This is a genomic window from Saccharothrix sp. NBAS 001 (assembly GCF_056640475.1).
Map to the genome: position 1 here is coordinate 6759878 of NZ_CM153251.1, position 12800 is coordinate 6772677.

A 12800-nucleotide genomic window follows, 5' to 3' on the forward strand; every position below is an offset into this window, starting at 1 on the left:
TTTACTACCAACAGTTCCTGGAGATGCTGGAGCAGGCCAATCCGGTCGGCGACATCCACGTGATCACCGACAACTGAGGAACGCAGCACTAGGCCGTGTCCGGCGGATCTTCACGGGGGTAGACGACGATGCGGGCCGAGGCGATCTCGGCGCGGTGGCGGGTGGCTCGTTTCGCGTAGCGGGTGGCAAGGCCGCGCGGAACAAGATCACGAAGAAGATGCGCAGGGCACGTGCTGGTCCGCGAGCGTCAGAGCTTCGCGCATTGGCCGACCTTCGGCCCGCGCACCTCGTTCGCCCAGCCGTTGGCCACCGGGGGCGGGTTGCTCGTCACGCACGACAGCGGCCCGCCCACGGTGGTCGCGGCGACGACCGTGCCGCCCTTGTTGCCGACCAGGTTCACCGGGCCGCCGACGGTCGTGTGCTCCAGCGCCACTTCGCCGGTCGTGCCGGTGACGGTGACCGGGCCGTCGACCTCGCTGTCCACCAGCACGACGGCCGCCGCTCCCGTCGCCGAGAGGGGGCCTTGGATCCGGCCGCCGAAGACGTACAGCGACGCGCCCGCGTTCACCACCACGGGACCGGTGACCGTGCCGCCGTCCACGCACGTGACCCCGCGCACCTGCAACGGTCCGGGGTGGTCGTCGGTGATGGTCGTCGCGCACGTCGCGAACGGCTTGGCCAGCAGTTCGACCTCCGCCAGGGTCGCCGCCGCCGGGAATTCCAGGCGGTAGTAGCGGTAGTGGCCGGCCTTGGGGATCTTGAACGCCCTGGTCTGCTGACGGTACGGGAAGACCTCGCCGGAACGTTCGTCCACAGTGGACCAGACCGCCTTGTCGTAGGAACCCTTGAGCACCCATGACGCGGGGTCGCCGCCCGTGCCCTTGGCCGAGGTCAGCGTGTAGAACTCCGCCTTCTCCTTCGGGTCCCCGAGGTCGGCTTGGAGCCACGACACGCTCCCCGACGTCTGGGACGTGTTGTCCAGCAACGAGGTCACCGGGCCGGACCCGGTCACCTCCGCCGCCGCCGACGTGACGTCCCGCAACGGCTTCGGCGGCTCGGTGCCGGTGGTGGGCGACGGCGGCGCGGCGTCGGCTCCGGTGGCCCACTTCGACGGCTCGGGCCCCATCTCGAAGTCGAGCGTGCCGCCCTGCGCGATGTCGGCGTGCGGCAGGTACGCCTTGTCCCACTTCTTCCCGTCGACCTTCAACGACTGCACGTAGATGTTGCGCGCGCTGTTCTCGGGCGCGTTGACGACGAGCTTGCGGCCGTTCTCCAGGTTCACCGTGGCCTTGGTGAACAGCGGTGATCCGATGGCGTACCGCGCGTCGCCCATCTGCAACGGGTAGAAACCCAGGGCGCTGAACAGGTACCACGCCGACTGCTCGCCGTTGTCCTCGTCGCCGGGGTAGCCCTGGCCGATCTCGCTGCCCAGGTACAGCCGGGACAGGATCTCGCGGACCTTCTCCTGCGCCTTCCACGGCTGCCCGGCGTAGTCGTACATGTAGGCGATGTGGTGCGAAACCTGGTTGCTGTGCCCTAGCTGGCCCATGCGGACGTCCCGCGCCTCGGTCATCTCGTGGATGACGCCGCCGTAGGACCCGGGGAACTTCGCGGTCTCCGGCAGGGCGAAGAAGTCGTCCAGCTTCTTGGCCAGCTCGTCGTTGCCCCCGTAGAGGTTCGCCAGACCTCGACCATCGTGCGGCACGGAGAACGCCATGTTCCAGCCGTCGGTCTCGGTGTAGTCGTAGCCCCACTCGCGCGGGTCGTACTCGGCGGCCGGGACGCGCCACGTGCCGTCCGGCTTGCGGCCCTGGAAGAACCCGGTGGCCGGATCGAACATGTGGACGTAGTTCTGCGCCCGGTTGGCGAAGTACTCGTGCTGCGCCAGGTACTCCGCCTCGCCGGTCTGTTCGTAGAGCGCCTTGGCCATGGTCGCGATGCCGTGGTCGTTGACGTACCCCTCGATCGCCCAGGACATGCCCTCGCCGGTCGCGGTGGACGTGTAACCGGTGAAGATCGAGGTGTCCAGACCCTTGCGGCCGACGCCCGCGCTCGGCGGCGCGACGGTCGCGTTCTTCACCGCCGCGTCGAAGGCGGCCTTGGCGTCGAAGTCCCGCACGCCCTTGACGAACGCGTCCGCGAACGCCACGTCCGAGCTGGTGCCGGTCATCAGGTTGGCGTAGCCGGGCGAGGACCAGCGGGAGATCCAGCCGCCGTCGCGGTACTGCTGGACGAACCCGTCCGCGAGTTCACCGGCCTTGCGCGGGGTGAAGAAGCTGTACGCGGGCCAAGTGGTGCGGTAGGTGTCCCAGAACCCGTTGTTGACGTAGATCCTGCCGTCCACGACCTTCGCGCCGGTCCGGGTCGGGGTGGCGGCCCCGGCGGGCTGGACCGGTGAGGCGTACTGGTGCTTCGGCGCGTCCGCCGTGCCGGTGTTCTCGTAGGCCGAGTTCGGGTAGAGGTAGAGCCGGTACAGGTTGGAGTACAACGTGGTCAGCTGGTCTTCGGTGGCGCCCTCGACCTCGACCGTCCGCAGGATCCGGTCCCACGCGTCGCGCGCGCGGTCCCGGACCGAGTCGAACGTGTCCGAAGTGGACACTTCGAGTTCGAGGTTGTGCCGCGCCTGGTCCACGCCCAGGAGCGACGTGGCGATCCGCAGCGTGACGGCCTTCTCGGTGGACGTGTCGAACTGGAGGTAGCCGGCCACGTTGTCCCGGCCCGCGCCGGTCAGCCGGCCGCTCGCCTTGACCGGCCGGTCCACCACGCCGTAGACGAACATCCGGGTCGCGCCGGTCGACAGGCCGCTCTTGACGTCGGAGAACCCGCTGACCACACCGGTCGCCGGGTCGAGGGTCAGCCCGCCGCTGTTGTTCACGTTGTCGAACACCAGGTTCGAGCTGTCGCCGGTGAACGTGAAGCGGAACAGGGCGGCGTGGTCGGTGGGCGCGATCTCGGCGCGCATCCCGTTCTCGAACTCCACGCCGTAGTAGTGCGCTCGCGCGGTCTCGTTCTCGTGGCGGAACGGCAACGCGCGCTGCGCGCGGTCGGCGGTGGGCGGGCCGGCGGACGGCATCACCTGGAACGTCTGCCGGTCCCCCATCCACGGGCTGGGCTCGTGGCTCGCGGTGAACGCCTGGAGCGTCGGCAGGTTGTCCCGGTTGTTGGCCTTCGCATACTCGTAGAGCCAGCTGATCGAACCCGCGTTCGTCATGGGCGACCAGAAGTTGAACCCGTGCGGCACGGCGGTGGCCGGGAAGTTGTTGCCGCGCGAGAAGCTGCCGCTGGAGTTGGTGCCGCGGGTGGTGAGCACGTAGTCGGTCGGGCGGGCCCGGTCGACGACGGCGGGCGCGGACTTCACCGCGATGTCGTCGATCCAGCCGTTGAACGACGCCGGCCCGGCCGGGTTGTCGTAGGCCACCAGGATCCGCTTGACCGTCTTGCCCTCGGCGACCTTCCCGACCACCGACGCGACCCGGTTCCACTGGTTGGTGTACAACGACTTCGCCGCGCCCTGCCCGCGTGGCGACAGCTCGAACCCGTGCTGGTCGCGGGCGCCCAGGTCGCTCAGGTAGGTGCCGTCGGAGAACGCCAGGTCCACCGCGACGAACGTGCTGGGGTAGTTCAGCTCGTCGGTGACGAACGACGGGAACACCAGGTAGGACAGCTCGGTGGTGGCGGTCACCGGGAGGTCGACCTCGAAGACCTTGTTGTACGAGTAGCCGCGCCCGGCGGCGGTGTGCGTTCCCTGGTACCGCAACGCTTTCACGCCCGTGAAACCCGCACCGGACTTGGCGTTGTAGCCACCGTTGGCCCCCTTGCCCACGGTGGTGCGCATGTTGCGCGCGGGCGGGGTCGACGAGCCGTCGGAGAACTGGATCTCGGCCAGTTGGAGGAGTTCCACGCCGCCCGCGTTGGCCGTGATGTCGAGCCGGTAGTAAGGGAACGCGGTGGTGTTCGCCGTCTCGTAGGTCTTGGTCTGGTACCGGGACGCGAACACCTCGCCGGCGCGGGTGTCGATCGCGGTCCACGTCGTGCCGTCGGCCGAGCCGCTCAGGGTCCAGTCCTTCGGGTCGCGCTCGGGCGCGTCGTCGGCCGAGGTCAGGGTGTACCGGCGGACCGCCACCGGCTCGGGGAAGGTGAACCGCGCCCACCCGGTCGACGTGAACGCCAGCCACTTCGACGTGGTGTTGCCGTCGACCAGGTTCTCCTTCACCTCGCCGGCCTCGGTGTGCTCGGCGTTGGCCGCCACGTCCACGATCCGGTCGGTGACGTTGCCGGGGATGCCGGTGGAGTCCGAGCCGTCGACGCCGGACGTCCGCGCGTTCCCGGCCGCGTCGGTCTCGACCGTGCTCGCCCACTTCGGCTGGGGCTGTCCCTCTTCGAACGACGTGGCGAACAGCGTTTCGCTCACGGTCGGCTCCCCTGGTGCGGCGGTCGCGGACGACCAGCCTGCCACGCCACCCAGGACCACCGCAGCGGTCGACAGGACGACCAGGAATCCCCGCATGTGGCCCATCGCGCACGCCCCTCGCCTCGGCCGGCCGGCACGTGGGCCAGCGAAACGGCCGGCTGACATCGTTGTCAAGGCCGGTCGGGAAGCTTGTCCGCAAGCCTGTCCGATCGCTGCTCCACCCGATCTAGACTCACTCGCTGTGATGGTCCGGAAGTCGCCCCAGGTGGGCACCCCCGCGGGGATGCGCGTACTCAACCAACGCGCCGTGCTCGACCGGCTGCGACGCGGTGGCCCGGCCACCCGGCCGCAGATAGCCAAGGACACGGGACTGTCCAAACCGACCGTGGGGCAGGCGCTGCTCGACCTGGAGCAGCACGGGCTGGTGCGCCCCATCGGCCGCACCACGTCCGGTCCGGGCCGGTCGGCGATGGTCTACGAGCCGAACCCGGCGGCCGGGCACGTGCTGGGCATCGACATCGGCCGGCAGCGGATCCGGGTCGCGGTGGCCGACCTGGCCGGGTCGGTGATCGCGCGGGTGGACGAGCGCAACCGGTGCCGGTCGGCCGGGTCGCTGGTGCGCACGGTGCGGGAGCTGGCCGAGCGGACGGTGTCCGACGCCGGCCTGTCGATGGCCGACCTGGTGGTCAAGGTCGTCGGCACGCCCGGTGTGCCGGATTCGCGCGGGCGGGCGCTCACCCACGCGCCGAACCTGCCGGGCTGGGAGCGCCGGGGGCTGCTGGACGACCTGGAGGCCCAGCTGGGCCCCGACCTGCTGGTGGAGAACGACGCGAACCTGGCGGCGGTGGGCGAACGGGCGTACGGCGCGGCGCGCGACGTCGACGTGTTCGTGTGCGTGATGGTCGGCACCGGTATCGGCATGGGGATCGTGGTGGACGGCCGGTTGTTCCGGGGCGCGCACGGCGCGGCGGGCGAGATCGGCTACCTGCCGTGGGGCGCACCGTCCGAAGTGGACGACCACGGCCGGGGTCGGCTGGAGGCGGCGGCTGCGGCGGAATCGGTTGTGGCGCTGGCGAAGGAGCACGGCGTCACCTCGGCCAAGTCGGCCCGGGACGTGTTCGTGCTGGCGAAGTCCGGCGACCAGCGGGCGTTGCGGGCGGTGCGCGACGAGGCCGAGCGGCTGGCGTTCGTGGTCGCGTCGGTGGCCGCGGTGATCGACCCGGAGCTGGTGGTGCTGGGCGGCGGCATCGGCGGGAACACCGGGCTGCTGGCCGAGCCGATGGCCGAGGCGCTGGGCCGGATGACGCCGCTCGCGCCGCGGATCGCGGCCGGCGAACTCGGGGACGGCGCGGTGCTCAGCGGCGCGATCGCGATGGGTTTGCGGTCGGCCCGCGACCTCGTCTTCGACCGGCGGATCATGGTGACTCTCTGAGGGTAGTCGAGTCGCTCTCACCTGGTAATTCACTCAATCGTAGTAGGTGCGATCCGGGGGAAAGTGGCATAGCGTTACGACACCTCCTCCTGGAGGGTGTGTGTCCTTCCGTTGTTGCAAGGGGAGTCGGAAGGGGAGTACGGGGGACGTGGTCCCCTTCCGGCCGTACACGGGGCAGGTGCCGCGCCCGCAAACACCTGCCCCGTGTAGCAACGAGCGGGGTCGGCGCGTGCCTCGGTGCACGGTCCGCCGCGTCCGAATCGTCCGCGTTCGTCCGGAGTCGGGCGAGCTGCTCGGCCACCCGGACGCGCCGCGAAGAACCGCTGCTCGCGCTCCAGCCGGCCTGCTGCCAAGACCTCTCGCGGAACGCGTGCCGCGCCGGCTCGCGGCTCGACCGCTCCACGAACCGCAGGTGCGCCGCGAACGGACCACACTCTCTGTACGCGTCGGACGCCTGTCCGCGTCCCAATACGAGGTCGGCGACCACTTGGCGTAGCACCCGCCCGAGGGGCCGGGCCCGCCGAGTTCCGGCGGCACCCGCGCCAGGGGACCGGGTCCACCACCCTCGGGCAGGCCCGAGCGGGTGGCGGCGGACCCGGCTCCCGGTGCGGGTCAGCCCCAGATCGACGCGGCCCACTCCGGGTGGTCGATGAACGGGTTGCGGTTGTGCTGGAAGCTGTCGAAGATCACCTGGTTGCGGCGCTTCTCGAAGGCGTCCGGCGGGTCCTGGGCGTTCCACTGCAACAGCACCGACAGCCGGCCCATGTACGGCGCGGAACCGTTGGAGACGTTGTTGTTCAACTCCAGGTCCACGTAGCCGTCGCCGCCTTCGTAGCGCACGGCCATGTAGAACAGCATCCGCGCCACGTCGCCCTTGACCGCATTGCGCGGCTCCCAGGAATCGGAGTCGGTGAAGTTGCCGGGCGCCTCGCTCGCGGGCGAGCCGCCGAGGTCGAAGTCCTTGTTGCCGCGGTTGGCGTTGACCGAGACGTCCTCGGGGCGCAGGTGGTGCAGGTCGGTGCCGGGACCGGTGGCGGTGCCGAAGTCGCCGTGCGACTTGGCCCAGACGTGCTCGCGGTTCCAGTCGTCGGCGTTGCCGCCGTTGGCGGACTTGCTCTGCGAGCGCCCGCTATAGAGCAGGACGACGTTGGCGGGGTTGGCGGGGTCCTCGTCGGTCGACTTCAGCGCGTTCCACACCTGCTCGTAGGTGAGCTTGGTGTTGGTGCGGATGATCTGGTTGAGCGACGTCTTGAGCGCCGGACCCGTCTTGCCGATCGCGTCCCGGTAGTAGTCGTCACCGGGGCCGCCCGTGGTGGTCGTGGTCGGCGGGACGGTCGTGGTGGGGACGGTCGTGGTCGTCGTGGGGGCCGTGCCCACGGGCGCGAACGCGGTGGGCGAGGTGAGCCCGGGGTGCGCGAAGTACGCCGTCAGCGGCCCGGTCACGTCGATGCGCGTGCCGAGCAGGCCGGGGTTGGTGCGCAGGCCCCACGCGGCCCGGAACGCCGAGGTGATCTGCACGTAGACCATCTGCGCGGTGTTGGTCTGGCCCGGCGCGTCGGCCAGGGCGAGCGCGTAGTCCGACGGGAAGTTCGAGCGGACCACGGTGGAGGTGGCGGTCGGCTGGCCGACGACGTAGCCCCGCACGGTGGCGGACGCGCCGTTCTGCTGACCGATCGCCTGGGCGACGGTGATCGGCGTGGCGGCCGTGGCGGTGGGCACGAGCAGGGTGGCGATGACGGTGACGCCGGCCGCGAGTAAGCCGGTCACCCGCCAAGGGAACTTTCGCACGGTTGGGTGTCCTCTCCCCGATTGCGGCGTCGCAGGGTGACAGCGCGCGCCAGAGGGTCTGACTGTGCGTGATCAGCGGAGCCGAATCACCCAGGGAGGATCGCACGAAAGTGGCCACTATCGAGTGAATCGGCACCGACGGGCAGGTGGCCGCTTGGTACCCCGGGCGGGTGCCGGCGATCGGTGTTCGGCATCCCGCAGTCGCTTGCGCGGCAACGGGAGCAGCCGTGGAGCGCCCCTACACGAGCGCTCCACGGCCTCCCCGGGGTCGGGTCAGGCGGATCCGGGGGGCGTGTCGTCCCCGCCGTTCCCGATCACCCCCGCGGTGCCCACGTGCCGTTGACCGTGTCGATGTCCGGTCACGCCCGCAGGTCACCGCCGGCCTCCACCCACCGGGGTCCCGGCGCGGTCCGGTGGAGCCGTTCGCGAACACCCGTGCCGGGTCCCCGCCCCACCCCCAGGCGGGCGGGACCCGGCCGAGACCGGCGGGCAGCGGCGCGGCCGGCACCCGCCGGCCGGCCGCGTTGCTCTCCGGTGCGTCGTGGACACGTCGCGACCTCCCCGGTGCTCGCGAACCGATGGCCACAGCGTCGGCGGTCCGCGTTGCCATTTGGTTGCCGGCCCGCCGAGTACCGTGCGGGGTGTGGAGTTCCGCCTGCTGGGGCCGTTCGAGGTGGTGCTCGACGGTCGCGTGATCACCGTGAACCGGCGGCGGGAGCGGTTCCTGCTGGCGGTCCTCGCGCTGCACCCCAACCGGGCGGTGTCCGCCGGGCGGCTGATCGACCTGGCGTCGGACGGCGCGCCGACCGCCGGGGCGGAGGCGGCGCTGCGCAGCAACGTGAGCCGGCTGCGCACCGCGCTGCCGGCCGAACTCGGCCGCATCGAGCGCCGGGGCGACGGGTACGCGCTGGTCACCGACCCGGCGCGGATCGACGTGCACCGGTTCCGGGAGCTGGTCGAACGGGCCCGCGACGCCGAGCCCGCGGGCCGGGCCGACCTGCTGCGCGCGGCGCTGGCGCTGTGGCGCGGGCCGGTGCTCGCCGACGTGGCCGGCGACCTGGCCCGGCAGCGGCTGGCGCAGGGCCTGGAGGAGGCCCGGCTGGCCGCCCTGGAGCAGCGGGTGGCCGCCGACCTGGAGCTGGGCCGGCCGGTCGCCGCGGAACTGCGCGACCTGGTGGCCGAGCACCCGCTGCGGGAGCGGTTCGCCGCGCTGCTGGTGCTGGCGCTGCACCGGTCCGGGGAGCAGGTGCGGGCGCTGGCGGTGTTCGACGAGCGGCGGCGGTGGCTGCGCGTCGAGCACGGTCTGGACCCCGGCGCGGACCTGCGGGCGGCGCACCAGGAGGTGCTGCGGGACGAGGCCCGGCCGGCGGGCCGCACGTTCCTGCCCTACGACGTGCCCGACTTCACCGGGCGCACCGCCGAGATCGCCCGGCTGGCCGGGGCCACCGGGATCGCGCTGGTCGACGGCATGGCCGGGGTCGGCAAGACCGCGCTCGCGCTGCACGTCGCGCACCGGCTCGCGGACCGCTTCCCGGACGGGCGGCTGTTCGTCGACCTGCACGCGCACACCGCCGGCCGGGGACCGGTCGACCCGGCCGCCGCGCTGGAGGTCCTGCTGCGCGAGGCCGGGGTGGTCGCCGAGGCGCTGCCCGAGTCGGTGGACGCCCGGTCCGCGCTGTGGCGCTCGACGCTGGCCGGCCGGCGGGTGCTGATCGTGCTGGACAACGCGGCGAGCGCCGAGCAGGTCCGGCCGCTGCTGCCGGGCACGGCGGGCTGCCTGGTGCTGGTCACCAGCAGGCGGCGGCTGGCCACGGTCGCGGGCGCGACGCCGGTCTCGCTGGACGTGCTGCCGGAGTCGGACGCGGTCGCGCTGTTCGACCGGGTGGCGACCCGCGCCGAACCCGCCGCGGTGGCCGAGGTGGTGGCGCTGTGCGGCTGCCTGCCGCTGGCCATCCGGATCGCCGCCGCCCGGTTGCAGCACCGTCCACTGTGGACCGTCGCGCAGCTGCGCGACCGGCTGCGGGACCGGCTGCGCGAGCTGGCCGTGGACGATCACGGCGTGGCGGCGGCGTTCTCCCTGTCCTACCGGCAGTTGGACGACGCGCACCAGCGGGTGTTCCGGCTGCTCGGCGCGCAGCCCGGGACCGACCTGGACGTGTTCGCCGCCGCCGCGGCGGTGGGGCTGCCGGCGGGCCGGGCGGAGGAGCTGCTGGAGGGCCTGCTGGACGTGCACCTGCTGGAGCAGCGCGCGCCGGGCCGCTACACCTTCCACGACCTGATCCGCGAGTACGCGCGCGAGGTCGCGCCGGCCGAGGAGCGCACCGAGGCGACCCACCGGCTGTTCGACTACTACCTGCGCACGACCGACCGGGCGAACCGGGTGTTCGTGCCGGACCTGGAGACCGCGCCGCCGGTGCCCGCGTTCCCGGACGTCGGCCTGCCGCCGCTGCCCGACCACGCCTCGGCGACCGCGTGGTGCGACCGGGAGCGGCCGAACCTGCTGGCCGCGATCCGCCACGCCGAAGACCTCGACCGGCCCCGGTACGCCTGGCTGCTCAGCCGGGGGCTGGCCCGCTACCTGCTGGTCGGCGGCCACCTGCACGACGGGATCGCCGCGCACGGCCACGCCGCCGAGGTCGCGCGGCGGGCCGGCGACGCCGAGGCGCACCTGGTCGCGTCGATCAACCTGGCCACCAACTACTGGCTCAGCGACCGCTACCCGCTCGCGCTGGACCGGCTGACCTCGGCGCTGGAACTCGCCCGCGCGGCCGGCGACCGGGCCCGCGAGGTGTTCGCGCTCAACCGGCTGGCCGCGCTGCGGCACTGCCTGGGCGAGGACGGCGTGGCGTGCGCCCGGGAGGCCCTGGCCGGTGCCGTCGAACTGGGCAAGCTCCGCGAGGAGAGCTTCGCCCGGTGGGCGCTGAGCCTGGCCGCGTGGGACGCGGGCGACGTGCGCGGGTCGTTGGAGCAGGCGGTGGCGATGCTCGCGGTCAGCCGGGCGACCGGCGACGCGATGTGGGAGACCGCCGCGCTGGTCCGGGTCGGCCGGGCCGAGTCGGCGCTGCACGGGTACCGGCCGGACCGGTTCGTCGAGGCGGTGGCCGCCGCGCGGTCCATCGCCGACTACCACCACGAGGTGGAGGCGCTGGTCGAGTGGGCCGACGCGGGCCGCGAGACGTGCCCCCGCGAGGCCCGTGAACTCGCCGAGCAGGCCCACGACCTGGTCCGCCGGGGTTCGCGGCCGTCGCTGACCGGCGTCGTGCACACCGTGCTGGCCGCGGTGCACGCCCGCGCGGGCGACGTCGAGGCGGCCCGGGAGCACGCGGCGCGGGCCCGGTCGATCGCCCGTGCCATCGGCCACCGGAGGCTGGCCGAACGGGTGGCGGCTAGTGTCCCGGTGGACATGCCGTTGGAGGACCTGGTTCGATGATCGACTCGTTGGCCGTGGCGCTGACCGTGCTGGCGCTGGTGGCAGCCGCGTGGGCGGTGCTGCTCGTGGTGCTGGACAAGCCGTTGACGCTGGAGACGAAGCTCACGCTCGGCGTGGCCGGCCTGGTGGTGCTGCTGGAGGTCGGGCTGCTGGTGCAGGCCGTGGTCGGGATCGTCCGGCTGGTCGGGCTGGACCGGGAGATCTCCGGGGCCACGTTCGTCGGCTACCTGCTCGGGCCGGTGCTGGTGCTGCCGCTGGCCGGGTTCTGGTCGATCGCGGAGCGGTCCCGGTGGGGCGCCTCGGTGCTCGCGGTCGGGTGCCTGAGCGTGCCGGTGATGATCGTGCGGCTGCACCAGGTGTGGCAGGGCCATGCCTGACGCCGCGCCTTCCCCCGGGCCCGCCGCCGGGCCGAACGCCACCCGGTCCGGGCCGGGGCGGCTGCTGATCGCCGTCTACGGGATCTTCGCGCTCGCCGCGACGGCGCGGTCCGCCGTGCAGATCGCGACGCGCTTCGGCGAGGCTCCGGTGGCGTACCTGCTGTCCGCTTTGGCCGCCGTGGTCTACATCCTGGCCACGGTGACGCTCGCGGTGGGCAGCCGCGGGTCGCGGCGGGTGGCGTTCGCGTCGTGCGCCGTGGAGTTGACCGGCGTGGTGGTGGTCGGCGCGGTGAGCCTGCTGGTGCCGTCGTGGTTCCCGGAAGCCACGGTGTGGTCCGGTTTCGGCATCGGCTACGGCTTCGTGCCGCTGGTGCTGCCGGTGCTCGGCCTGCTCTGGCTGCGCCGCACCGAATCCGCCGCGGAACCCGGTCAGCCCGGGATCGGCAGCAGCCGGTAGGACAGCGCGGACGCGTCCGGCACCTCGTCGTACACGAAGGCGATGCGGTTCGCGCAGTTCGCGTCGGAGTAGATCGCCAACGCGCTGCCGTCGCCGAAACCCCGGGCCGCCGAACGGGCCGGGCTGAACCCGAGCGCGCCCACCCGGTGGCAGCCCGGGTCGGACGGCAGGACGGCTTTGGTGCCACCGAACCGCGTCGCGGAGAACAGGCAGTAGCCGTCCTCCTGGCAGTGCGGGCTGACCGTCGCACCGGCCGGGGCGGCGCCCAACATGCCTCCCGCGAGCACCACCGCGCCGACGACCGCGATCCTCTTCATGTTCTCCCCCGTGCGTTCGACTGCCCATCACCTTGCCGGCAACGACGGCCGCGCGGGGTCAGTCGGCGAGGGATTCCAGGACGGTCTTGAGCGTCGCCGCCAGCCGCTCGCGCTCGGCCGGCCCGAGCGCGGCCAGCAGGCGTTCCTCGGTGGCCAGGTGGTCGGGCAGGGTGGCGTCGACCAGCACGCGGCCCTCGTCGGTCAGCGCCACGACGACGCCCCGGCCGTCCACCGGGCTCGGGCCCCTGGTCACCAGGCCGCGCGCCTCCAGCCGGTCCAGCCGCTGGGTGACCGCGCCGGAGGTGATCATGGACGACTTCATCAGCTCGGTCGGCGTCAGCCGGTGCGGCGGCTCGCTGCGCCGCAGGGTGGCCAGCACGTCGAACGACGCGCGGTCCAGGCCGTGCCGGGCGAAGGTCGCGCGCAGTTCGCCGTCGACGACCCGGTTCAGCCGGGACAGCCGGCCGATCACCGCCATCGGCGAGACGTCCAGGTCAGGGCGCTGCGCGCGCCACTGGTCGAGCACGAGGTCCACGTGGTCTCCCATGCCCGCATACCTTAGCGGTGAGGCAGATCACCGCCAAAGTA

General features: G+C 72.5%; 8 protein-coding genes and 1 pseudogene. 4 read left to right on the top strand and 5 right to left on the bottom strand.

Features of this window, described 5'->3' with window-relative positions:
- Nucleotides 1-247: 247 nt before the first annotated feature.
- A complete protein-coding gene (locus tag AC0HI0_RS29035; protein WP_480926681.1) occupies nucleotides 248-4516 on the bottom strand; it encodes a GH92 family glycosyl hydrolase in 4269 nt (1422 codons plus the stop codon).
- A gap of 178 nt (nucleotides 4517-4694) precedes the next feature.
- Here AC0HI0_RS29035 and AC0HI0_RS29040 point away from each other — a divergent pair, with 178 nt between their 5' ends.
- A complete protein-coding gene (locus AC0HI0_RS29040) occupies nucleotides 4695-5843 on the top strand; it encodes an ROK family transcriptional regulator (protein WP_480926682.1) in 1149 nt (382 codons plus the stop codon).
- Nucleotides 5844-6455: 612 nt separating this feature from the next.
- Here the strand turns inward: AC0HI0_RS29040 and AC0HI0_RS29045 are convergent.
- Both AC0HI0_RS29045 and AC0HI0_RS29050 read right to left on the bottom strand, forming a co-directional pair.
- The gene (locus tag AC0HI0_RS29045; RefSeq protein ID WP_480934414.1) at nucleotides 6456-7220 is read right to left on the bottom strand and encodes an endonuclease I family protein; all 765 of its coding nucleotides are present in this window, start codon (nucleotides 7218-7220) and stop codon (nucleotides 6456-6458) included.
- A gap of 18 nt (nucleotides 7221-7238) precedes the next feature.
- Nucleotides 7239-7631: pseudogene (locus tag AC0HI0_RS29050) on the bottom strand (DUF6359 domain-containing protein); the annotation flags it as partial.
- Nucleotides 7632-8274: 643 nt separating this feature from the next.
- On the opposite strand from AC0HI0_RS29050, the gene AC0HI0_RS29055 reads away from it, so the two are divergent.
- Genes AC0HI0_RS29055 through AC0HI0_RS29065 form a run of 3 tightly spaced genes read left to right on the top strand, consistent with a single transcriptional unit; the run spans nucleotide 8275 to nucleotide 11895 of the window.
- Nucleotides 8275-11061 carry an AfsR/SARP family transcriptional regulator gene (locus AC0HI0_RS29055; protein ID WP_480926683.1) on the top strand — a complete coding sequence of 929 codons (2787 nt, stop codon included), beginning with the start codon at nucleotides 8275-8277 and terminating at the stop codon, nucleotides 11059-11061.
- Nucleotides 11058-11438, top strand: a complete 381-nt coding sequence (locus AC0HI0_RS29060; protein WP_480926684.1) for a hypothetical protein — start codon at nucleotides 11058-11060, stop codon at nucleotides 11436-11438. The genes AC0HI0_RS29055 and AC0HI0_RS29060 overlap by 4 nt, the downstream gene beginning before the upstream one ends.
- A complete protein-coding gene (locus AC0HI0_RS29065; protein ID WP_480926685.1) occupies nucleotides 11431-11895 on the top strand; it encodes a hypothetical protein in 465 nt (154 codons plus the stop codon). The genes AC0HI0_RS29060 and AC0HI0_RS29065 overlap by 8 nt, the downstream gene beginning before the upstream one ends.
- Here AC0HI0_RS29065 and AC0HI0_RS29070 read toward each other — a convergent pair.
- Together AC0HI0_RS29070 and AC0HI0_RS29075 are read right to left on the bottom strand one after the other, a co-directional pair.
- Complete coding sequence (locus AC0HI0_RS29070) at nucleotides 11868-12212, bottom strand: hypothetical protein (protein WP_480926686.1); 345 nt, start codon at nucleotides 12210-12212, stop codon at nucleotides 11868-11870. The genes AC0HI0_RS29065 and AC0HI0_RS29070 overlap by 28 nt on opposite strands.
- Before the next feature lie 58 nt (nucleotides 12213-12270).
- Nucleotides 12271-12759 carry a MarR family winged helix-turn-helix transcriptional regulator gene (locus AC0HI0_RS29075; protein WP_480926687.1) on the bottom strand — a complete coding sequence of 163 codons (489 nt, stop codon included), beginning with the start codon at nucleotides 12757-12759 and terminating at the stop codon, nucleotides 12271-12273.
- Nucleotides 12760-12800: the final 41 nt, after the last annotated feature.